Below are 22075 nucleotides of genomic sequence, written 5' to 3' on the forward strand. Positions count from 1 at the left end.
CGGGGAAAACGGGGAGTTCAGCTTACGCCTGAGTAGTCAAAATGACAAACAACAGTGTCATAATGACCAAAATCAATAATGTCATTATGACAATGAAAAACGGCAAGATAAATAATAAAACAACTAAAATCAATAAGTTAAAAAGTTGGCACGATACTCGCTATAGAACAGTCATTGAAGCACTTAACGCTATGACATCAATGAGGTTCTCAATGGCTATTCAGGTTAAAAACAACATTCAGTGGGTTGGGCAACGTGACTGGGAAGTGCGTGATTTTCACGGTACCGAATACAAAACGCTGCGCGGCAGCAGCTATAACAGCTATCTCATCCGTGAAGAAAAAACCGTCCTGATCGACACCGTCGACCATAAGTTCAGCCGTGAGTTTGTGCAGAACCTTGAGCGTGAGATCGACCTTAATACGCTCGATTACATCATTATCAACCATGCGGAAGAAGACCACGCCGGGGCGCTGACCGAGCTGATGTCACGCATCCCGAACACGCCCATCTACTGTACGGCAAACGGCATCGATTCTATTAACGGCCACCACCATCACCCGGAGTGGAACTTTAACGTGGTGAAAACCGGCGATAGCCTGGAGCTAGGCAATGGCAAACAGCTTATCTTCGTCGAAACGCCAATGCTGCACTGGCCGGACAGCATGATGACCTACATGACCGGCGACGCGGTGCTGTTCAGCAACGACGCCTTCGGCCAGCACTACTGCGACGAGCACCTGTTTAACGACGAAGTGGACCAGACCGAGCTGTTCGAGCAGTGCCAGCGCTACTACGCCAACATCCTGACGCCGTTCAGCCGCCTGGTGACGCCGAAAATTACCGAAATCCTCGGCTTCAACCTGCCGGTGGATATGATTGCGACCTCCCACGGCGTGGTGTGGCGCGAGAATCCAACCCAAATCGTTGAGCTGTACCTGAAATGGGCTGCGGATTACCAGGAAGATCGCATCACGCTGTTCTACGACACCATGTCGAACAACACCCGTATGATGGCCGACGCTATCGCCCAGGGGATCCACGAAGTTGACCCACGCGTGGCGGTGAAAATCTTCAACGTGGCCCGCAGCGATAAAAACGAAATCCTGACCAACGTGTTCCGCTCCAAAGGCGTGCTGGTCGGCACCTCCACCATGAACAACGTGATGATGCCGAAGATCGCCGGGCTGGTGGAAGAGATAACCGGGCTGCGCTTTCGCAACAAACGCGCCAGCGCCTTCGGCTCCCACGGCTGGAGCGGCGGCGCGGTAGACCGCCTTTCTACCCGCCTGCAGGACGCAGGCTTTGAAATGTCCCTCAGCCTGAAGGCGAAATGGCGCCCGGACGGCAATGCGCTGGCGCTGTGCCGCGAGCATGGCCGCGAAATTGCCCGCCAGTGGGCGCTCTCCCCGCTGCCAGTGACCCACAGCGCTATGACCGCCGCACCAGTAGTTTCAGAAGCTGCGCCAGTATCCGACAGCGTCGACCTCGGTCCCTGCATGCAGTGCAGCGTTTGCCAGTGGATTTACGACCCGGCCCTGGGCGAACCGATGCAGGCCGTTGAACCTGGCACCCCGTGGAGCGAAGTGCCGGACAGCTTCCTGTGCCCTGAATGCTCGTTGGGCAAAGATGTCTTCGACGAACTGGCAACGGAGGCCAAATGAACAACGGCATCGCGATCATCGGCTCGGGCTTTGCCGCCCGCCAGCTGGTGAAAAATATCCGTAAACACAGCGCAGAGGTGCCTATCCGGCTGATTGCCGCCGACAGCGCCGACGAGTACAACAAGCCGGATTTGAGCCACGTGATGAGCTTAAATCAGCGTGCCGAAGCGATGACCCGCCAGCAGGCCGGTGCGTTTGCAGAGCAGTTCAACCTGACGCTGCACGCCAACAGCTGGGTCAGCAGCATCGACCCGAAAAACAAGCGGGTGAAATGCGGCGAGCAGCAATGGCACTACGACAAACTGGTGCTGGCGACCGGCTCCGCCGCCCTTTTGCCACCAATAGCAGGCAAAGAGCTAATGCTAACACTGAACAGCCAGCAGGAATACCTGGCCTGTGAAACGCGGCTGCGTGGCGCCCGGCGGGTGATGATCCTCGGCGGTGGGCTGATCGGCAGCGAGCTGGCGATGGACTTCTGCCGCGCAGGGAAAGAGGTCGTGCTGGTGGATAACGCCAGCCATCTGATGGCTTCCCTCCTCCCGCCGGAGGTCAGCGGCCGCCTGCAGTCTCGCCTGACGCAGATGGGCGTCGAGCTGCTGTTTAACCAGCGGCTCGAGGCGGTAAACCAGACGGAGCCGGGGCTATGTGCCACGCTCAATAACGGCCGTAAACTGTATGTTGATGCGGTGGTTTCCGCCATCGGCCTACGTCCGAACGTTGGCCTGGCGCAGCACGCGGGGCTCGACGTTAACCGTGGCATCAAGGTGAACAGCCAGTTGCAAACTTCTGACACGGATATTTACTCCCTTGGAGACTGCGCGGAAATCGACGGTAAAGTGCTGGCATTCCTGCAGCCCATTCAGCTCTGCGCCATGACGTTGGCGAAAAACCTGCTCGGCGCGAAAGACGCACTTTCCCTTCCGGCGATGCTGGTCAAGGTGAAAACGCCGGAAATGCCGCTGCACCTGGCCGGCGAAACCCAGCGTCACGACCTGACCTGGCAGATTACCGCCAGCCAGCAAGGGCTGATAGCCAAAGGGACGGACGCCGCGCAGCAGCTGAGGGCGTTTATCGTCAGCGAGGAGCATATGAAGCAGGCGTTTAGTTTGGTGCGGGAGCTGCATTTAGGCTGAAGCCTCTCTCCCAGAGGACTACCGCTCAAAATATTGAGGGAGAACTCTTGGCTCTGTCGTTGTTACGTTCACCTGTAGATCAATTTCCCCTGCATGTTCAACGCACGGTGAACGTGCCAGAGAGAAAGCGCCATCTCCCTGGCAACCCTGGCGCCCGGCGAGCTCATCGCCACTGAAGCGGTAAACCCGCCGGTTATCACCCAAACATTCGGGGTCTTTCGCGATTCGTTCCCGACGCTCGCTCTCTTTCGCTGCTCCCGGCAGCTCAACCCCGCCTGAGTTGGGTCATAACCGGGGGCGATGAGAGCCGGGGACAAATCTTCCCCTCACCCCAGCCCTCTCCCCAAAGGGGCGAGGGAGAAAACAACAGCTATGGGAAACATTGTTTATTCCCTCTCCCTTCCAGGGAGAGGGTCAGGGTGAGGGTAAAAATAAGAAGCGAGGCTCGGTTCCGGCTTAAATCGCCTCCGTTTTCTCTCCGACTGGCCAGGGTCCGGACGTCGGGAACGGCCGGAGGCTGAGAGCGTCGGGAACGCATCTCAGCCGACCCAGGACTGGGAGTGAACGGAATATTCACCGCACCTGTATATTCGAAATGCCCCCTACAACCTCTCCACTTTCTCCAGCGCCGCCAGCAAAATCTCTGGCGACAGCGCCACCGGCAGGGCGTGAATAGATTCACCCGCCTGCAAAGTGCGGGCAATCACCTTATCCAGGTCGGCACGATTTTGAATATCGACATCCAGCTGCGCCAGTTTTGTGGGCAAATTGAAACGCTTATACGCCTGCGTGAGCTGTGCCAGAACGTCGTCCTGCCCCAGCAATGCGCTCTGCACCAGGATTCCGTAGGCCACCTTTGTACCGTGCAGGAAACGATCGGTTTGCGGCAGCGTCGTCAGGCCGTTATGTACGGCATGTGCGGCGGCAACGCGGGTATAGCGCTCGCCCAGGCCCCCCACCATACCGCCTCCGGCAATAATCGCCTCGACCACATCCAGAAACGCCTGGCTTAGCTCACCGCGGTTTTGATCTTCCAGCGCCTGCCCGCTGCTCTGGAGCAGAACGTCGCGGATAGCCAGCGCGGCCCCAATGCCGAGGCGCACCGTGAGCGCCAAATTTTCCGGCTGCGGGCTAAGCACCACCGCTTCATACCATTTCGCCAGCGTGTCGCCGATCCCCGCCAGCAGGTACTCCTGCGGCGCGCGCAGGATAATTTCAGGCTCCACCAGCACCAGATGGTTTGCATCGTTGAAAATCTCGAAGCGCAGCGCCTGCCCGGCGTCGTTGTACCACACGGACAGCGGCGTCCAGGCCGCGCAGGTTGCCGCGATGGTCGGAATAGCCACCACCGGCGCATTCAAACGGCGAGCCACCACTTTTACCGTATCCAGCAGCGCGCCGCCGCCGATACCAATCACCACCTGTCGCTCACCGGACTCGGCTACCAGCTTCTGCACATCGCTTTCGCTGCAGTGCCCACCAAACTGAATATGCTTTGCACCCGGCAGCGAAAAGGCTTCCGGCAGGAAGGGACGAGCCGCCTCAAAGGCACGCTGGCCATAAATCCATACCGCGTTGTTCAGCTGCTCTTCGCTGTAAAACTCGGTCAGGCGGGCCAGGCTGCCGGGATGTGAATAGTAGTTAGCGGGGCCGGTAACCACGCGGATAGCGGTGCTGGTCATGATGCATTTCCTTTTCTTCGCTGGCGGGATATATTCTATGCTGATGATATGTCCAGACATCTGGACGGCTAATATCATTTTGCTTTATCTTATGTCTTTTCGTTCATTGCCCGCAACCCAGAAGGCCGCTAAAAATTCGACAGATCAATTCATTAAACCCGGAAGCCGCCGACGCTATGACTACGCCTGACCGCCTTGAGATGCGAGAAATCTCTATCGCCTTCGCGGGCTTTAACGCGTTGAGTCGGGTGAACTTCCGGCTGGATGGCGGCTCGGTACATGCTTTGACCGGCGCAAACGGTGCGGGGAAATCCACGCTGATGGCGGTGCTTTCCGGTGCCCACGACCATTATCAGGGCGAGATCCTGATCGACGGTGAAGCGGTAACAATCCGCAGCCCGCATGACGCCAAACTTCTGGGGATCCATCTGGTTCAGCAGGAGGTGGATGTTGCGCTGGTACCCGGCCTCAGCGTGGCGGAAAACATCATGCTCGATAAGCTGGCGGAGGCGGGGCATGTCTATCGCTGGTCGAAAATTTATCAACAGGCTCGCGCCGCACTGGCACAGCTCGACGTGGCGATAGACGTCAAAAAACGCATTGAGCAATGCACCCTGGCGGAAAAACAGCAAATCCTGCTGGCGCGGGCGCTCTCTCATCACTGCCGTTTTCTGATCCTCGATGAGCCCACTGCCCCATTAGACAGCCAGGAAAGCGAACATCTTTTCCGCGTCGTGCAGAGGCTGCAGCAAGGCGGCATCGGCGTGGTGTTTATCTCCCACCGCATCCACGAGCTGAAAGCGATTTGTGACCAGATGACGGTTCTGCGCGACGGCAAACTGGTGGACAGCGGCCCGATGGGGCACCTCAGCGGCGAAGAGATTGTCGAGAAAATGCTGGGCCACCAGCTCGAAGATATTTATCCCCCTCACCGCCCGCCGGTTGAGGGCGACACGCTGCTGGCGGTGGAAGGTCTGCATGACGATTCGCTGCTGCGCGACATCTCGCTGCGGCTGCGCAAAGGCGAAATTCTGGGCATTGCTGGCCTGGCAGGCGCCGGGAAAACGGAGCTTTGCAAAGCGCTGTTTGGCGCCACCCGTAGCACGCTTGAGCGCGGTGAATTAAAAGGCAAGAACTGGCGCCCGACTGACCCGGCAGACTCGGTTACTCGCGGCATCGTGCTGGTGCCGGAAGAGCGCCGCAAAGAAGGCATTTTTATCGACGAGTCGGTCACCATGAACCTTGCCGTCAGCTCAGATAGCCAGTTTACCCGCTGGGGGCTGTTCAACCACCGTAAAGCAAAACGCTGGGCAGAAGAGACGATTAAGCAGTTGGGCGTTCGCACCAGCGGCCCGACGCAAACGCTGCGTCGCCTTTCCGGCGGCAATCAGCAAAAAGTGGCCATCGGCAAATGGCTGCGCAACGAAGCCGACGTGCTGATTTTTGACGAGCCGACCAAAGGCGTGGACATCAAAGCCAAAACCGATCTCTTCGTGCTGATTGACCAGCTGGCTCGCCGTGGAAAAGGCGTGATTTACGCCTCTGGCGAATTTGCAGAGCTGGTCGGGCTGTGCGACCGCATCTGCGTCCTGTGGGACGGGCGTATCGTCGCCGAGCTGGACGGCCATCAGGCCAGCGAAGAAACCTTATTACTCTACTCCACCGGAGGAACCCCCGCGTGAGCAAAGCATTATCCCTTAAGGCCAGCGCTTCAGGCCGCCAGCAGCTTTTTGACTTTCTCTACAAATGGGGGATGTTGCTCACCGTGGTCGCCCTGGTGGCGCTATTCGGCATCGCGTCCGACAGCTTCCTCGAGCCCAACAACATCATCAACATTTTGCGCTCCATCGCCATTGTCACGGTGATTGCCATCGGCGTGTCTATCTCGCTCACCGTGGGCGGGTTTGACCTGTCCGTGGGCTCGACCGCCTCGCTGGCCAACGCGCTGGTGATTTCGCTGTTCGTCTGGCACGGCTTCGGCACCACCGAGGCCATTCTTATCACCCTGGTCCTGTGCACGCTGGTCGGGCTGTTTAACGCCTTCCTGATCGTGGTGCTGAAAATTCCCGACATGCTCGCCACGCTGGCCAGCCTGTTTGTGATTCAGGGCGTGGCGATGACCTACAGCTACGGCGGCTCGATTACCGAAAATATGGTGCTGCCGAGCGGTGACATGGCCGAAGGGACTATTCCCGCCGCCTTTGGCCTGCTCGGGCAGGTGCCGACCATCGTTATCATCATGCTGGTGGTCACTCTGGTTGCCCAGCTTGCGCTGTCTCTGACCAAACATGGCCGCCGGATGTACGCCATCGGCGGTAACCCGGAGGCGGCTCGTCTGTCCGGCATACGTACCACTCGCTATCGCGTGGCGGCCTACGTGCTGGCCTCGCTGCTGGCGGGCTTAGGCGGCATTCTGCTGGCCTCGCGCATCGGATCTTCACAGGTCAACGCCGGTGGCGGCTACCTGATGGATGCCGTAGCCGCGGCCTGGATTGGTTTCTCTCTGGCAGGCTCTGGCAAACCTAACGCGCTCGGCACGCTGGTCGGCGCGGTGATTCTGGGCGTGCTGCAAAACGGGCTGGTGATGCTCTCCGTGCCCTACTACGCCATGGATATTATTAAAGGCCTGGTGCTGGCTGCAGCGCTGGCGATTACTTACATACAACGACGCTAAAACAACACTTCACACAGGGTAACGACCATGAAAAAACTGACAACTTCACTGCTGGCGCTTAGCCTGCTCGCCGCGCTGCCTGGCCACGCCGCAACGCCTACGCCGGTTCCGGAAAAAATCGCCGCGCACGACGGTCCTGTCCGCATCGCCGTGATTCGTAACCTCGGTTCCGACGATAACACCACGCAGTTTGTCGCCGGGGCGGTTCAGCAGGCCAAAAAGCTGGGCTTCAAGGTCAGCACGTTTCTGAGCAACGGCGACGACGCCCGCTTTCAGGACTTTGTGAACCAGGCCATTAGCCAGAAGTATGACGGGATTATTCTTTCTCAGGGCCGTGACCCTTACTCTACCGAACTGGTAAAAAAAGCCGTGGCTGCTGGCATTGCGGTGTCGGTGTTTGATACCGCGGTTAACGGCACTATTCCTGGCGTGACCGTGACCCAGCAGGACGATGCTTCGCTGACCGGCCTCTCCTTCGGCCAGTTGGTTAAAGACTTCAACGGCAAAGCCAACATCATCAAGCTATGGGTCGCCGGTTTCCCACCGATGGAACGCCGCCAGGCCGCCTATCAGGAACTGCTGAAAGCCAACCCGGGCATTAAAGAACTGGAGTCCATCGGCGCGGTTTCCTCCGACGTACAGGGCGATACCGCCAACAAAGTGGGCGCGGTACTGGCGAAATACCCAAAAGGTAAAATCGACGCCATCTGGGGCACCTGGGACGCCTTCAGCCAGGGCGCCTATAAAGCGCTGCAGGAGAACGGCCGCACCGAAATTAAACTCTACAGCATCGACGTTTCTAACCAGGATATTCAGCTGATGCGTGAAGCCAACAGCCCGTGGAAGGTCAGCGTGGCGGTGGACCCGAAGCTGATTGGCGCCACCAACGTGCGCCTCGTCGCGTACAAAATTGCCGGGGAGCAAACGCCTGCAACCTACGACTTTAAAGCGGCCGCTATTCCTCAGGCGCTGCTGGCGAGCCAGCCTGGCCCGGTCAACGTCGCCTCGCTGAGCAAAATTATTCCGGGCTGGGGCCAGACCGACGACTTTATCGCCCCGTGGTTTGCCACACTCGAAGCGAAAAATAAATAAGGAGTCGCGCAATGGCACTGCCACAACCCGAATACAGCCGCAATATGCGGCTTATCGGCCATAGCGATCAGGGTGGAAAACCCGACGGCGTGCAGCTGATGGTGCATCGGGGCTATGCGTACATCGGCCATATGGTGTCTCAGGGTTTTTCGATTGTTGACGTCCGCGACCCCAAAAACCCGAAAGCGGCGGGCTTCGTGCCCGCGCCGCCGGGCACCTGGAATATTCACCTGCAGGCACACGACGACCTGCTGCTGGTGATTAACGCCCGCGACCTGTTCGCCGACGTGCGCTTCGCCGATGAAAAGGTTTACTACACCAAATCGGTTGGCGAAACGGTTCGCGACGTGCAGGACAAAGGCTGGAGCGCCGGATTACGCATTTTTGATATCTCCACGCCTGACAAGCCTAAAGAAATTAGCTTCCTGTCGCTGAGCGGCATCGGCATTCACCGCTGCTGGTACGTGGGCGGCCGCTGGGCCTATGTTTCCGCACTGATTGATGGTTTTAGCGATTACATTTTCCTGACTATCGACCTCGCCGACCCACTCAACCCGCAGGTGGCGGGCAACTGGTGGCTGCCGGGGATGAACACCGCCGCAGGTGAACAACCGACCTGGCCGGAAGGGAAACGCTATGCGTTACACCACGCGATTATCAGCGGCGACACGGCGTATGCCAGCTGGCGCGACGGTGGCCTGACGCTGCTGGACGTGTCTGACCGCTCGAAGCCACAGCTCATCAGCCACCGCAACTGGAGCCCGCCGTTTGGCGGCGGTACTCACACGGCGCTGCCGCTGCCGAACCGGGATCTGCTGGTGGTGCTCGACGAAGCGGTGCTGGACAACCAGGAAGACGGCGAGAAGCTGATTTGGCTGTTTGATATTCGTGACCCGGCAAACCCGGTCAGCATCTCCACGTTTCCGCAGCCGGATGAGATTGATTATGTGGCGAAAGGCGCGCACTTCGGCCCGCATAACCTGCACGAAAACCGCCCCGGCAGTTTTATCAGCGATACGTTGATTTTCGCGACTTATCAGAACGCGGGCGTGCGTGCCTACGATATTTCGAACCCATACCGCCCGGTAGAAACCGGTGCGCTAGTGCCAGCCGCCCCGGAAAGAATGATGGATACCCGCCCTGGCCGCCCGCAGGTAATCCAGTCATGTGATGTATTTGTGGATGCGCAAGGGATTGTGTACAGCACGGATTATAACGGTGGGTTGTCGATTATCGAGTATTTGGGGTAGCCCTACGATTTAGAGGCAATTTCTTTGTGAGCGCTGATTTTCATGTGGATATGGATGAAATTCCGTTCACCAGACCCGCATAGTCCTTGATTAAAGCGAACATGACAGAAGAAAACTCACCCCTTCTGCCGAACTCTCGCAATAAACTCATCCACTGAATTCACCTGGTCGGCAATCAGAATCAGGAATTTGCCCAGCTCAATCGCGTGGCTGACACAGGCCAGGCGAGTCGCCTCATCTTCAATACTTTCCAGATCGGCCACGTGCGACAGCCCGACAGTGCGGCGAATCAGCTCGGTGCCACAGAAGCCTACCGCATCTACCCAAATTTTTTGCAGATAGTGTTCGGCATATCCTTCCGTCGCCAGCGCTGCGTCGCGCGTTTTAGCACGTGCAAGCGTTATAAAGCGCCCGGAGAAGCTCAGCCAAATCTCCTGAATATCTTTCAGCCGTTGCTCGCGCTGGCTGGCCGCATCACGTGGGCCAAAATGCCCCGGCAGCGCGCAGTAGTTCAGCAGCAGGTTGCCGATGGCGGTGCCAATATCAAACCCAATAGGGCCAACGTAGCCAAACTCGGCGTCGATGGCTTTCAGGCTGCCTTCCGCCACGAAAATTGAGCCGCTGTGGATATCACCGTGCAGCAACGCTTCGGCGCTGGAGAAGAATTTATGTTTTAGCTGAGCCACGGCCAGCTTTAGAGCGTTATCGCTACGCAGCGCGGCGATCTGCTGCTCCAGCGCGGCCGGGTAGTTATTACGCTCATGGATCTGATACGGGTCGTTAAAGAACAGATCCTCGGTGATTTCACACATTTCAGCATTGATAAAACGGGAAACCAGCGCCTTCTTATCATGCGGATGCAGGTAGAAATCCGAGGTGTGGAACAACGTCTTTGCCAGATATTCCCCAAGCTGGCTTGCCGCCTGAGGATAATAAACGCCCTTCACCAGCTCGCCGCGCCAGATGCGATGGCTGGAGAGATCTTCCATCACCATCACCGCCAGCGCCGGGTCGTAATGCACCACGTTCACCGTGTGCTCAGGGCTGTGCTGATAGTGCTCCACCAGGGTTTGCGCCTCAAGACGAGCACGATCCAGCGTCAGCGGCCAGGACTCGCCCACGCAGCGCACATACGGCAGCGCCTGCTTCACGATCGTCCGGCTAACGCCCTGGGTATCAAAGATTTTAAACACCAGATTAAGGTTGCCGTCGCCCACTTCCTGCGCCTCCACCAGCTCAGACGGCGTCTGCAGCCCGCCAAACTGTTGAGCATAAGCCACTGCGTCAGCGGCGGTAAAAGTGCGGTATTGCGACATGGCGATCCTCTCAGAAAATAAAGTAAATTAAGACGTTTGGACGTCTATACATCTGGAAGTCATGTTGGCACAATATACCGCAACAACGCAACATGGAATTAACACGAATGCATAATTTAAAAACCACCAGCCTTGAAGTGCGTGATAACCAGCTTTGGATCCTCGACCAGCAGGCGCTGCCGCAGCAGAAAAACTGGCTCCCGGCCCATACCGTTGGCCAACTGGTCAGCCATATTCATGCTCTTAGCGTGCGTGGTGCGCCGCTGATCGGTCTTTCCGCCAGCCTGCTGCTGGCGCTGCTGGCAGAGCAAGGACTTACAAAGCCCCAGCTCGCCGGGGCGCTGGAAACCCTGCGCGCTTCCCGCCCGACGGCGGTTAACCTGATGAATAACCTCGACCGCATGAAGCAGGCGCTGGCCCAGGAAAACTTTGTTGCAGCCCTGGGGGAAGAGGCTCTGCGGCTGGTGGCAGAAGATAAAGTGCTGTGCGACAACATAGCCCGTGCAGGCGCAGCGCTGGTGAAACCTGGCAGCCGCCTGTTGACCCACTGCAACACCGGCGGCCTTGCTACCGCAGGCGTAGGTACTGCGCTGGGCGTCATCCAGCGCGCGTTTAATGAAGGCCACGTCGCCAGCGTCTGGGTAGATGAAACGCGCCCGCTGCTGCAGGGCGGCAGGCTCACGGCATGGGAGCTCGGTGAACTTGGCATTCCTTACCGGCTGATTTGCGATTCAATGGCCGCCAGCCTGATGGCGAAAAAGCAGGTGGATGCTATCTGGGTAGGCGCTGACCGCATCGCCGCGAACGGTGACGTGGCGAATAAAATCGGCACCTATAGCCTGGCCGTGCTGGCGCATTATCACGGTGTTCCGTTCTACGTTGCCGCCCCGCATACCACGCTGGACAGAAACTGTCCGAACGGCGAGGCCATTCCTATTGAGCAGCGAGCGGCAGGTGAAGTGACCGGCGTAACGGGCAGTTTTGGTAGCGTGCAGTGGGCACCTGAAAACGCCACGGTGTACAACCCGGCATTCGACGTAACGCCGGCAGAGTTAATTAGCGGCTGGATTCTGGATACGGGCGTAGTGACGCCGGAGCAAGTCCGGGATGGGGTATTTTTGCCTCAAAAATAATGCCCCTCATCCTGGCCTTCTCCCCACAGGGGAGAAGGGATAAAAAAGGGGATGTTGCCCGTGCAGGGGGGTAGCCTTTTACCTATCTTTCTTTCAAAAAATTCAAGGGTGACTCTTTAAATCAGTCGTTATTCCGTTCACCCATAGATCTGTTTTCCCTGCACGTTCAGATAACGGTGAACGTGTCCGGGGGATCACGCAATCCCCCGAACAGCCCCGGCGCCCGGCAAGGGCGTGGCTGTGGGACTTGCAGCGCCTGCGGCTTTCAGCGTGGCTGCGGATTTGAAGCGAGGCTCGGTTCCGGCTTAAATCGCCTCCGTTTTCTCTCCGACTGGCCAGGGTCCGGACGTCGGGAACGGCCGGAGGCTGAGAGCGTCGGGAACGCGTCTCAGCCGACCCAGGACTGGGAGATAAAACGGAGGTCTGCCGCTTTAGCGGTCGATTTATTTCGCCGGGAGTCCGGGGTCTCGGGGGAATGACGGTGATTCCCCCGAGCCGTGAACCGGTACGGGGGCTTCATATAAAACAGGACTGGAAGTGAACGGAATGTTTGCCGCTCCTACATCGTCGCGGGAATTTGTGACTAAGTTACAGCCCTTCCAGGGAAAAACTCAACTCAACTCATCAACTACGGCAACCGTGGATAAGCATCCGCAATCGCATCACCAGTAAAGTGAGCCACCCAGCCTTCCGGATTATCGAAAATACGAATCGCGGTAAAGTGCGGCTCTGACCCCATATCAAACCAGTGCGGCGTTCCGGCCGGGACGGAAATCAAATCATTCTTCTCGCACAGGATCTGATACACCTTGTCGTCCAGATGCAGGCAGAACAGCCCCGCGCCTTCTACAAAGAAACGGACTTCGTCTTCGCCGTGGGTATGCTCGGACAGGAACTTGGTCCGCAGCACGTCTTTCTGTGGGTTGTCCGCCCGCAGGCTGATAACGTCCCAGCTCTGATAGCCCTTCTCCGCCACCAGCTTGTCGATAGCGTGCTGGTAGGCCCCGATCACCGTCTCCGACGTCGGATTAGCCCCTAAATCCTGGTTCGCTTCCCAGCGCTCAAAACGCACGTCTTTTGCGTTCAGCTGCTCGCGAATTTCTTGCGCGTCCGTGCTGTGCCATACCGGCTCCTTTGCTTCGGTATCGGTAAAAATGGTCAATGCGCTCATGAAGAAAACGACTCCGGATTAATGTGGTCGAAACGGTTTACCTGGCGATGGCTGCTTGTTTCATCGGCCTCGCCGCGAATCAGCTGCACGGTTTGCCAACCAGCTTCCCGCGCAGCATCCAGCTCCTGGTGAATATCGGACAAGAACAGCAGCTCTTCTGGCGCCACGCCGGCCTGTTCCGCGATGTTGCGGTAGGACTGCACTTCTCGCTTGGCCCCAACGTGGGTATCAAAATAGCCGCTGAACAAATCGGTAATATTCCCGGCGTCGCTGTAGCCAAAGAGCAGCTTCTGCGCCGCCACCGAGCCAGACGAATAGACATACAGGGCAATGCCCTGCTGTTTCCAGGCCTTTAGCGCGGGCAGAACGTCATCATAGAGATGGCCGGTGAAGTCTCCATTCACGTAGCCATCGCGCCAGATGAGGCCCTGCAGCGCTTTAAGCGCGGTAGATTTACGATCTACATCCATGAAGCTAAACAACGTCTCAATCAGCCGATCAATATCCGCCTGTGGTTCATTAATTTCCGCCCGCAGGTCGTTGAGTATTGGGGCAATTTCATTCTGTTGCGCGCGAACAAAACCTGCGAGGCGTTCGCGGGCATACGGGAACAGGATGTTGTGCACAAAGCGAATGTCGCTGGTGGTGCCTTCAATATCGGTAACAATGGCGCGAATCATTATCTCTCCAGCCGTTAGCGCTGCTTTATGTTTGCAACTGAGGTCATTATTATTTAGACGTCTAAGCGTCTTGATTGCCAAATCTTAACATCGTGTTATAGTCCCGGCAACACAGGGAAACACACGCATCACGTTAAGGTCGAAGAATAATGAGCCACTCCCCTTTGATTCCAGAAAGCAAACTGCCCGCGCTCGGCACCACCATCTTCACGCAAATGAGCGCCCTGGCGCAGCAGCACAAGGCGATTAACCTCTCCCAGGGCTTCCCTGATTTTGACGGCCCGCGCTTCCTGCAGGAACGCCTGGCGTTTCACGTAAGCCAGGGCGCGAACCAGTATGCCCCGATGACAGGTGTCCAGCCTCTACGTGAAGCCATCGCCGAGAAAACCGAAGCCCTGTACGGCCACAAGCCGGATGCCAATACCGATATTACGGTCACCGCTGGCGCGACCGAAGCGCTCTACGCTGCCATCACCGCGCTGGTTCGCCCGGGCGATGAGGTGATTTGCTTCGACCCAAGCTACGACAGCTACGCCCCGGCCGTGACGCTTTCCGGCGGAATTCTCAAGCGTATTTCGCTCCAGCCGCCTCACTTCCGCGTTGACTGGCAGGCGTTTGCTGCGCTGCTGAGCGACAAAACTCGCCTTGTTATTCTTAACACACCGCACAACCCGTCCGCGACCGTCTGGCGAAAAAGTGATTTTGCCGCGCTGTGGCAGGCCATCGGGCAGCACGAAGTTTATGTGCTGAGCGACGAAGTGTACGAGCATATTTGCTTCGACGAACAAGGCCACGCCAGCGTGCTGGCTCACCCGCAGCTGCGCGAGCGCGCTATCTCTGTGTCCTCTTTCGGCAAAACGTTCCATATGACGGGCTGGAAGGTGGGCTACTGCGTGGCACCGGCGGCCATCAGCGCGGAGCTGCGTAAAGTGCACCAGTACCTGACGTTTGCGGTGAATACCCCGGCGCAGCTTGCGATTGCCGATATGCTGCGCGCCGAGCCGGAGCATTATCGCGAACTGCCGGAGTTTTACCGAGCACGCCGCGACCGCTTTGTTGAGGCGCTGGCGGACAGCCGGTTCGAAATTCTGCCGTGCGAAGGCACCTATTTCCTGCTGGCAGACTACAGCGCCATTTCCGATCTCGACGACGTGAGCTTCTGCCAGTGGTTAACCAAAGAAGTGGGCGTGGCGGCAATCCCGCTGTCGGTGTTCTGCGCGGATGCCTTCCCGCACAAGCTGATTCGCCTGTGCTTTGCCAAACAGGAAGCGACGCTGGACGCAGCGGCAGAAAGATTACGTAAGGTGTAATAAAGCGTTCCCCGTCGCAGGACGGGGAAAATTACAGGCTGAGGATTTCTTTCACGAACGGAATGGTGAGCTTGCGCTGGGCGGTGATTGATGCGTGATCGAGCTGATCGAGCGTCATGAACAGAGTGCGCATTTCACGATCGAGGCGTTTTAACAGAAAGCGCCCCACGTCTTCCGGCAGTTCAAACCCTCGCAGCCGGGAACGCAGCTGGAGCGCCTGTAGCTTGTCATCATCGGAAAGCGGCTGCAGCTTGTAGATTTGCCCCCAGTCCAGGCGGGAAGCCAGGTCCGGTAGCTGCAGATTGAGCTGGCGTGGTGGCCTGTCACCGGTGATCAGCAGGCGCGTTTTCCCTGACTCCAGAATACGGTTGTAGAGATTAAAAATCGCCATTTCCCACGGTTCATCCCCGGCTACGCACTCAATATTGTCGATGCAAACCAGCGAGAGCTGCTCCATTCCATCAAGCACTTCCGGCACAAACCAGGTGCGCTTATCCAGCGGCACGTAGCCCACAGCTTCGCCACGCTGGGAAAGTTCCGCGCAGGCTGCATGCAGCAAATGGCTGCGTCCGCCGCCTTCACGCGACCAGAAATAGATATACCCGCTGTGATCCTGACGGAGTACCGACTGCAGTGCGGCTAATAAAGAAGGGTTGTCACCCGGCCAGAAACTCGCAAAGGTTTCATCGTCGGGAAGATAGAGTGGCAGTGAGAGCTGTGCCGGCGTATTCAGAAGTACCTCAACCATAACAGGCAGAAAATCGCGATGAGTCTATCACAGTTTTGGGGCAGGATAGAACCGGGCGAGGATCCGCCCGGTGGCTAAACGATCAGTGCTGAGCGTCGTTCTCTTTCGCATCCAGCACCACTTCTTCCGGGCGCAGTATGCTGATTAGTTTGAAAATAAGGCTCAGGCCCACGCCGACGATGGTCGCCAGCGCCATGCCTTTCAGCTCCGCCGCACCGATGTGCACCTTCGCACCGCTCACGCCGATGATCAGGATAACGGAGGTCAGGATCAGGTTTTGCGCTTTGCTGTAATCCACTTTGGACTCGATCAGCACGCGAATACCGGATGCGCCGATTACGCCGTACAGCAGCAGAGATACGCCGCCCATTACCGGCACCGGGATGATTTGAATCGCCGCCGCCAGCTTGCCGACGCAGGAAAGCAGAATCGCGATAATCGCCGCGCCGCCGATAACCCAGGTCGAGTAAACGCGGGTGATAGCCATCACGCCGATGTTTTCACCGTAGGTGGTGTTTGGCGTGGAGCCGAAGAAGCCGGAGAAAATAGTCGAGATACCATTGGCGAACATCGAGCGGTGCAGGCCTGGGTCACGAATCAGATCTTTTTTCACGATATTGGCGGTAACCACCAGGTGGCCCACGTGTTCGGCAATCACCACCAGCGCAGCCGGCAGAATGGTGAAGATAGCAAACCACTCAAAGCGCGGCGTATAGAAGGTTGGCAGCGCAAACCAGTGCGTTTCGCGGATTGGCGTGACGTCCACCACGCCCATAGCGAAGGAGAGCGCATAGCCCGCCAGCACGCCGATAAGAATCGGGATAATCGCCATAAAACCGCGGAACAGCACCGAGCCAAACACCGTCACCGCCAGCGTTACCAGTGAAATGATAATGGTGGTGGAATCCGGTGAAGCCCCTTCCGCCGGCAGCAGCCCGGCCATATTCGCCGCCACGCCCGCCAGCTCAAGGCCGATAACCGCCACAATAGCGCCCATTGCCGCCGGAGGGAACATCACGTCCAGCCAGCCGGTTCCGGCTTTTTTCACGATCAGCGCCACGATGCAGAACAGCACGCCGCACATAATAAAACCGCCGAGCGCCACTTCGTAACCTAGCGGCAACAGCAGCAGCACCGGGGAGATAAACGCGAAGCTGGACCCGAGGTAAGCCGGGATTTTACCCTTACAGATAAACAGGTACAGCAGCGTGCCGATACCGTTGAACAGCAGCACCGTCGCCGGGTTGATGTGGAACAGAATCGGCACCAGCACGGTCGCGCCGAACATGGCAAACAGATGCTGCAGGCTTAACGGAATCGTTTGCAGTAAGGGCGGGCGTTCACTTACCCCAATAGCGCGGCGGGTCATGTTGTTTTCCTCTACGTGTTATTTTTAACGAACGGTGTTTGCTGCAATCAAAAAAAAGCCGACTTTCGAAGTCGGCTAATTTTATTATTTAGTACCAAATATCTTATCGCCCGCATCACCGAGGCCAGGAATAATGTACCCGTGCTCGTTGAGCCCCTGATCGATAGAGGCGGTGAACAGCTCTACGTCCGGGTGTACTTTTTCAAGCGCGGCAATGCCTTCCGGCGCGGCAACCAGTACCAGCACCTTAATGCTGGTGCAGCCCGCTTTCTTCAGCAGGTCGATGGTAGCAATCATGGAGCCGCCGGTTGCCAGCATTGGGTCAACCACCAGCGCCATGCGCTCTTCTATATTAGAAACCAGCTTCTGGAAGTAAGGCACCGGCTGCAGCGTTTCTTCATCACGGTAAACGCCCACCACGCTGATGCGCGCGCTCGGGACGTTTTCCAGAACGCCTTCCATCATGCCAAGGCCGGCACGCAGAATAGGCACAACGGTAATTTTCTTGCCTTTGATCTGGTCAACTTCCACCGGGCCGTTCCAGCCTTCGATGGTGACTTTCTCAGTCTCCAGATCCGCAGTGGCTTCATAAGTCAGCAGGCTGCCCACTTCAGAGGCGAGTTCACGAAAGCGCTTGGTGCTGATGTCTTGCTCACGCATCAGGCCCAGCTTGTGTTTGACGAGTGGGTGTTTCACTTCCACGATCTTCATACTCTTTCTCCCCCGAGATAGTTGGCTACCACAAAAAAAATCGCCGGATTATACCGCTTTTTTGCCGCTGCGCTACAGCTAATGGGATGATCGAGATCAACCAGACTGGATTGATTCTATCTCAGGAATTCTTTTCTTGCCGATGATAAGAGGCTCGCAAACGTTTGCCTGCACTGTTAGAATTGCCGCGTTTTTTTATATCTACCACCCGTGGGGAACGAGCAGTGACCGATAAAACCTCTCTCAGCTATAAAGATGCCGGTGTTGATATTGATGCTGGTAACGCTCTGGTCGACAAAATCAAAGGCGTAGTGAAAAAGACCCGCCGCCCGGAAGTAATGGGTGGACTGGGCGGTTTCGGTGCGCTGTGCGCGTTGCCTCAAAAATATCGCGAACCTGTTCTGGTTTCCGGCACCGACGGTGTGGGCACCAAGCTGCGTCTGGCGATGGACTTAAAACGTCACGACGCTATCGGCATTGACCTGGTGGCCATGTGCGTGAACGACCTGGTGGTTCAGGGCGCCGAGCCGCTGTTCTTCCTCGACTACTACGCCACCGGCAAGCTGGACGTGGATACCGCCGCCAGCGTTATCACCGGCATCGCCGAAGGCTGCCTGCAGTCAGGCTGCTCGCTGGTTGGCGGCGAAACCGCTGAAATGCCGGGCATGTACCACGGTGAAGACTACGACGTGGCCGGGTTCTGCGTTGGCGTGGTTGAGAAGTCTGAAATCATCGACGGCTCCAAAGTGGCCGACGGCGACGTGCTGATTGCGCTGGGTTCCAGCGGCCCGCACTCCAACGGCTATTCGCTGGTACGCAAAGTGCTGGAAGTGAGCGGCACCGACCCGCTGACCACGGATCTGGAAGGTAAACCGCTGGCGGATCACCTGCTCGAACCGACCCGTATTTATGTGAAAAACATCCTTGAGCTGATTGAAAGCGTGGACGTTCACGCCATCGCCCACCTGACCGGCGGCGGCTTCTGGGAAAACATTCCGCGCGTTCTGCCGGACAATACTCAGGCCGTTATCACCGAATCTTCCTGGCAGTGGCCGGCGGTATTCAACTGGCTGCAGCAGGCCGGCAACATCAGCCGCCACGAAATGTACCGCACCTTTAACTGCGGCGTGGGCATGGTCATTGCCCTGCCGGCAGCAGAGGCGGATAAAGCCGTTGAGCTGATGCAGGCCAAAGGTGAAAAGGCGTGGAAAATCGGTATCATCAAGGCATCTGATTCCGAAGAGCGCGTGGTTATCGAGTAATGAAACACATTGTGGTGCTGATTTCCGGCAACGGAAGCAATCTGCAGGCAATCATTGATGCCTGCCAGCAAAAAAAGATTAACGGCACCATCAGCGCGGTGTTCAGCAATAAGGCCGACGCGTTCGGCCTTGAGCGAGCCCGCGAAGCCGGTATCCCCGCCCATGCTCTGGCGGCAAGCGAATTCGCCAGCCGTGAGGCCTTCGACCGCCAACTGATGCAGGAGATCGATGCCTGGGCGCCGGACGTTGTGGTGCTGGCCGGCTACATGCGTATTCTCAGCCCGGCTTTTGTGGCCCGCTACAGCGGTCGTTTACTCAATATTCACCCTTCCCTGCTGCCGAAATACCCCGGCCTCCATACGCATCGCCAGGTGCTGGAGAACGGCGACGAAGAGCACGGCACTTCCGTGCATTTTGTCACCGACGAGCTGGACGGTGGCCCGGTTATTCTGCAGGCCAAAGTGCCGGTGTTTGAAGGGGATGACGAGGACGAAATCACCGCCCGCGTTCAGCATCAGGAACACGCTATTTACCCGCTGGTGGTGAGCTGGTTCCTCGACGAACGTTTAAAAATGCGCCACAACGCCGCCTGGCTTGATGACGTGCAGCTGCCCCCGCAGGGCCACGCTGCAGAGTAATATGAGATAAAAAGGGCTTCGGCCCTTTTTTTGTGTCTGTCTCTCATAAAGTTGTCATGGTCAGATGAGAGAGTTTCATCTGCATAGTTGGACATTCTCCGCTAAAGCTCGCCATAATAACTGACGTGACGGTGACGGCATTGCCACGTCCACGAAAACGGAGTGTGAGGACTAATGGGTCAGGATAAGCTGTATATCGAAAAAGAACTGAGCTGGTTGTCTTTTAACGAACGCGTTCTGCAGGAAGCGGCGGACAAGCTCAACCCGTTGATTGAAAGGATGCGTTTTCTCGGCATCTATTCCAATAACCTCGATGAATTCTATAAAGTGCGTTTTGCGGAGCTAAAACGCCGCATTTTAATCAGTGAAGAACAGGGTTCCCCCTCCAACCAGCGTCACCTGTTGAATAAGATCCAGGCCCGGGTGCTAAAGGCCGATCAGGAGTTCGACGGCCTGTACAACGACCTGCTGCTGGAGATGGCGCGCAATCAAATCTTCCTGATCAACGAACGCCAGCTTTCCGAAAACCAGCAAAGCTGGCTACGCAGCTACTTTAAGCATCAGCTTCGCCCGCACATCACGCCGATTTTGATCAACCGCGATACCGACCTGGTGCAGTTCCTGAAAGATGATTACACCTATCTGGCGGTAGAAATTATTCGCGGCGACAGCATTCGTTACGCGCTGCTGGAAATCCCGTCTGATAAAGTACCGCGTTTTGTGAACCTGCCGCCGGAAGCGCCGCGCCGCCGTAAGCCGATGATCCTGCTGGATAACATCCTGCGTTACTGCCTGGACGATATTTTCAAAGGGTTCTTCGACTATGACGCGCTGAACGCCTATTCGATGAAGATGACGCGTGACGCCGAGTACGACCTGGTCACCGAAATGGAGTCCAGCCTGCTGGAGCTGATGTCTTCCAGCCTGAAGCAGCGCCTGACCGCCGAGCCGGTGCGCTTTGTTTATCAGCGCGATATGCCGGATGCGATGGTGGAGATGCTGCGCAACAAGCTGACCATCTCCAACTACGACTCGATCATTCCCGGCGGCCGCTACCACAACTTTAAAGACTTCATCGGCTTCCCGAACGTCGGAAAAGCCAATCTGGTGAACAAGCCGCTGCCGCGCCTGCGCCATATAGGATTTGATAAGTTCCGGAACGGCTTCGATGCCATCCGCGAGCGTGACGTCCTGCTTTATTACCCGTATCACACCTTCGAACACGTCCTTGAGCTGCTGCGTCAGGCCTCGTTCGACCCAAGCGTGCTGGCGATAAAAATCAATATCTACCGCGTGGCGAAAGACTCGCGCATTATTGACGCCATGATCCACGCCGCCCACAACGGCAAGAAAGTCACCGTGGTGGTAGAGCTGCAGGCACGTTTTGACGAAGAAGCGAATATTCACTGGGCGAAGCGCCTTACCGAGGCGGGCGTCCACGTTATCTTCTCCGCGCCGGGCCTGAAAATTCACGCCAAGCTATTCCTTATCTCGCGTATGGAAGGCGAAGAGATTGTGCGTTATGCGCACATCGGGACCGGTAACTTTAACGAGAAAACCGCCCGGCTCTACACGGATTACTCGCTATTAACCGCCGATGCACGCATCACCAACGAAGTGCGTCGCGTGTTTAACTTTATTGAAAACCCGTACCGGCCGGTGACCTTCGACTACCTGCTGGTGTCGCCACAGAACTCGCGCCGCCTGCTGTATGATTTGGTCGATCGCGAAATTAAGAACGCTCAAAACGGGCAGCCTGCGGGCATTACGCTGAAGCTGAATAACCTGGTGGACAAAGGCCTGGTGGACCGGCTTTATGCTGCGTCCAGCGTGGGCGTGAAGGTTAACCTGCTGGTGCGCGGGATGTGTTCTTTGATTCCAGAACTCGAAGGGATCAGCGATAATATTCGCGTGCTGAGCATCGTTGACCGTTACCTCGAGCACGATCGGGTGTATATCTTTGAAAACGGCGGCGATAAGAAAGTCTTCCTCTCTTCTGCCGACTGGATGACCCGTAACATCGACTACAGAATTGAAGTGGCCGTGCCGGTCCTCGATCCGCGCCTGAAGCAACGCATGCTCGATATCATTGATATCCAGCTTAACGACACGGTGAAAGCGCGTATCATCGACAAAGAACTGAGTAATCGCTATGTACCGCGCGGCAATCGCCGTAAAGTGCGTTCGCAATTGGCGATCTACGATTATATTAAATCTCTGGAACAACCTGACTAACGCTCTC

General features: G+C 57.0%; 18 protein-coding genes. 11 read left to right on the forward strand and 7 right to left on the reverse strand.

What is annotated here, in order from left to right:
- Positions 1–212: 212 nt before the first annotated feature.
- Complete coding sequence (gene norV, locus ACE38U_RS04720) at positions 213–1664, forward strand: anaerobic nitric oxide reductase flavorubredoxin (RefSeq protein WP_176981972.1); 1452 nt, start codon at positions 213–215, stop codon at positions 1662–1664.
- Entirely contained in the window at positions 1661–2797 is a 1137-nt protein-coding gene (gene norW / locus ACE38U_RS04725) for an NADH:flavorubredoxin reductase NorW (protein WP_038480138.1), read from the forward strand. Before norV ends, norW begins: the two co-directional genes overlap by 4 nt.
- A gap of 602 nt (positions 2798–3399) precedes the next feature.
- Here the strand turns inward: norW and ACE38U_RS04730 are convergent.
- Positions 3400–4479 (reverse strand): oxidoreductase, encoded by a 1080-nt coding sequence (locus tag ACE38U_RS04730; RefSeq protein ID WP_375529259.1) that lies wholly within the window; start codon positions 4477–4479, stop codon positions 3400–3402.
- Positions 4480–4655: 176 nt separating this feature from the next.
- Here ACE38U_RS04730 and ACE38U_RS04735 point away from each other — a divergent pair, with 176 nt between their 5' ends.
- Genes ACE38U_RS04735 through ACE38U_RS04750 form a run of 4 tightly spaced genes read left to right on the forward strand, consistent with a single transcriptional unit; the run spans position 4656 to position 9495 of the window.
- A complete protein-coding gene (locus tag ACE38U_RS04735; RefSeq protein ID WP_375529260.1) occupies positions 4656–6161 on the forward strand; it encodes a sugar ABC transporter ATP-binding protein in 1506 nt (501 codons plus the stop codon).
- Positions 6158–7153: an ABC transporter permease gene (locus ACE38U_RS04740; protein WP_038480125.1), complete on the forward strand. Its 996-nt coding sequence runs from the start codon at positions 6158–6160 to the stop codon at positions 7151–7153. The genes ACE38U_RS04735 and ACE38U_RS04740 overlap by 4 nt, the downstream gene beginning before the upstream one ends.
- Before the next feature lie 27 nt (positions 7154–7180).
- Positions 7181–8245, forward strand: coding sequence for a sugar ABC transporter substrate-binding protein (locus ACE38U_RS04745; RefSeq protein ID WP_375529261.1), 1065 nt, complete (start codon positions 7181–7183; stop codon positions 8243–8245).
- Positions 8246–8256: 11 nt separating this feature from the next.
- Positions 8257–9495, forward strand: a complete 1239-nt coding sequence (locus ACE38U_RS04750) for an LVIVD repeat-containing protein (RefSeq protein WP_375529262.1) — start codon at positions 8257–8259, stop codon at positions 9493–9495.
- A gap of 116 nt (positions 9496–9611) precedes the next feature.
- On the opposite strand, the gene mtnK is transcribed toward ACE38U_RS04750, so the two are convergent.
- The gene (mtnK, locus tag ACE38U_RS04755) at positions 9612–10811 is read right to left on the reverse strand and encodes an S-methyl-5-thioribose kinase (protein ID WP_375529263.1); all 1200 of its coding nucleotides are present in this window, start codon (positions 10809–10811) and stop codon (positions 9612–9614) included.
- A 107-nt stretch (positions 10812–10918) separates the two neighbouring features.
- Between mtnK and mtnA the strand changes: the two genes are divergently transcribed.
- Entirely contained in the window at positions 10919–11944 is a 1026-nt protein-coding gene (gene mtnA, locus ACE38U_RS04760; protein ID WP_375529264.1) for an S-methyl-5-thioribose-1-phosphate isomerase, read from the forward strand.
- Between the two features lie 628 nt (positions 11945–12572).
- Here mtnA and ACE38U_RS04765 read toward each other — a convergent pair.
- On the reverse strand, positions 12573–13115 hold the full coding sequence (locus ACE38U_RS04765) for a 1,2-dihydroxy-3-keto-5-methylthiopentene dioxygenase (RefSeq protein ID WP_038480110.1): 543 nt from the start codon (positions 13113–13115) through the stop codon (positions 12573–12575).
- Entirely contained in the window at positions 13112–13795 is a 684-nt protein-coding gene (gene mtnC / locus ACE38U_RS04770) for an acireductone synthase (RefSeq protein WP_038480107.1), read from the reverse strand. Before mtnC ends, ACE38U_RS04765 begins: the two co-directional genes overlap by 4 nt.
- Positions 13796–13944: 149 nt before the next feature.
- Here mtnC and ACE38U_RS04775 point away from each other — a divergent pair, with 149 nt between their 5' ends.
- Positions 13945–15105, forward strand: a complete 1161-nt coding sequence (locus tag ACE38U_RS04775) for a pyridoxal phosphate-dependent aminotransferase (protein WP_176981965.1) — start codon at positions 13945–13947, stop codon at positions 15103–15105.
- A gap of 31 nt (positions 15106–15136) precedes the next feature.
- Here ACE38U_RS04775 and ACE38U_RS04780 read toward each other — a convergent pair whose 3' ends face one another.
- The 3 genes from ACE38U_RS04780 to upp all read right to left on the reverse strand — a co-directional run bounded on the left by ACE38U_RS04780 (position 15137) and on the right by upp (position 17933).
- On the reverse strand, positions 15137–15838 hold the full coding sequence (locus ACE38U_RS04780; RefSeq protein WP_218167095.1) for a DnaA inactivator Hda: 702 nt from the start codon (positions 15836–15838) through the stop codon (positions 15137–15139).
- Between the two features lie 97 nt (positions 15839–15935).
- The gene (gene uraA / locus ACE38U_RS04785) at positions 15936–17222 is read right to left on the reverse strand and encodes a uracil permease (RefSeq protein WP_375529265.1); all 1287 of its coding nucleotides are present in this window, start codon (positions 17220–17222) and stop codon (positions 15936–15938) included.
- A gap of 84 nt (positions 17223–17306) precedes the next feature.
- Positions 17307–17933 carry a uracil phosphoribosyltransferase gene (upp, locus tag ACE38U_RS04790; RefSeq protein WP_038480095.1) on the reverse strand — a complete coding sequence of 209 codons (627 nt, stop codon included), beginning with the start codon at positions 17931–17933 and terminating at the stop codon, positions 17307–17309.
- A 224-nt stretch (positions 17934–18157) separates the two neighbouring features.
- Here upp and purM point away from each other — a divergent pair, with 224 nt between their 5' ends.
- From purM to ppk1, 3 genes are all read left to right on the forward strand, one after another.
- Entirely contained in the window at positions 18158–19195 is a 1038-nt protein-coding gene (gene purM / locus ACE38U_RS04795; RefSeq protein ID WP_038480093.1) for a phosphoribosylformylglycinamidine cyclo-ligase, read from the forward strand.
- The gene (gene purN / locus ACE38U_RS04800) at positions 19195–19833 is read left to right on the forward strand and encodes a phosphoribosylglycinamide formyltransferase (RefSeq protein ID WP_038480090.1); all 639 of its coding nucleotides are present in this window, start codon (positions 19195–19197) and stop codon (positions 19831–19833) included. Before purM ends, purN begins: the two co-directional genes overlap by 1 nt.
- Positions 19834–20007: 174 nt before the next feature.
- Complete coding sequence (gene ppk1, locus ACE38U_RS04805) at positions 20008–22068, forward strand: polyphosphate kinase 1 (protein ID WP_038480087.1); 2061 nt, start codon at positions 20008–20010, stop codon at positions 22066–22068.
- Positions 22069–22075: the final 7 nt, after the last annotated feature.

Source organism: Cedecea selenatireducens (genome assembly GCF_042138895.1).
Classification (GTDB): domain Bacteria; phylum Pseudomonadota; class Gammaproteobacteria; order Enterobacterales; family Enterobacteriaceae; genus Cedecea; species Cedecea selenatireducens.

Excerpts from the sequence above, each read along its gene's own strand:
- norV (WP_176981972.1), top strand. The coding sequence starts at position 213 with ATGGCTATTCAGGTTAAAAACAACATTCAGTGGGTTGGGCAACGTGAC.
- norW (WP_038480138.1), top strand. The coding sequence starts at position 1,661 with ATGAACAACGGCATCGCGATCATCGGCTCGGGCTTTGCCGCCCGCCAG.
- ACE38U_RS04730 (WP_375529259.1), bottom strand. The coding sequence starts at position 4,479 with ATGACCAGCACCGCTATCCGCGTGGTTACCGGCCCCGCTAACTACTAT.
- ACE38U_RS04735 (WP_375529260.1), top strand. The coding sequence starts at position 4,656 with ATGACTACGCCTGACCGCCTTGAGATGCGAGAAATCTCTATCGCCTTC.
- ACE38U_RS04745 (WP_375529261.1), top strand. The coding sequence starts at position 7,181 with ATGAAAAAACTGACAACTTCACTGCTGGCGCTTAGCCTGCTCGCCGCG.
- ACE38U_RS04750 (WP_375529262.1), top strand. The coding sequence starts at position 8,257 with ATGGCACTGCCACAACCCGAATACAGCCGCAATATGCGGCTTATCGGC.
- mtnK (WP_375529263.1), bottom strand. The coding sequence starts at position 10,811 with ATGTCGCAATACCGCACTTTTACCGCCGCTGACGCAGTGGCTTATGCT.
- mtnA (WP_375529264.1), top strand. The coding sequence starts at position 10,919 with ATGCATAATTTAAAAACCACCAGCCTTGAAGTGCGTGATAACCAGCTT.
- ACE38U_RS04765 (WP_038480110.1), bottom strand. The coding sequence starts at position 13,115 with ATGAGCGCATTGACCATTTTTACCGATACCGAAGCAAAGGAGCCGGTA.
- mtnC (WP_038480107.1), bottom strand. The coding sequence starts at position 13,795 with ATGATTCGCGCCATTGTTACCGATATTGAAGGCACCACCAGCGACATT.
- ACE38U_RS04775 (WP_176981965.1), top strand. The coding sequence starts at position 13,945 with ATGAGCCACTCCCCTTTGATTCCAGAAAGCAAACTGCCCGCGCTCGGC.
- uraA (WP_375529265.1), bottom strand. The coding sequence starts at position 17,222 with ATGACCCGCCGCGCTATTGGGGTAAGTGAACGCCCGCCCTTACTGCAA.
- upp (WP_038480095.1), bottom strand. The coding sequence starts at position 17,933 with ATGAAGATCGTGGAAGTGAAACACCCACTCGTCAAACACAAGCTGGGC.
- purN (WP_038480090.1), top strand. The coding sequence starts at position 19,195 with ATGAAACACATTGTGGTGCTGATTTCCGGCAACGGAAGCAATCTGCAG.
- ppk1 (WP_038480087.1), top strand. The coding sequence starts at position 20,008 with ATGGGTCAGGATAAGCTGTATATCGAAAAAGAACTGAGCTGGTTGTCT.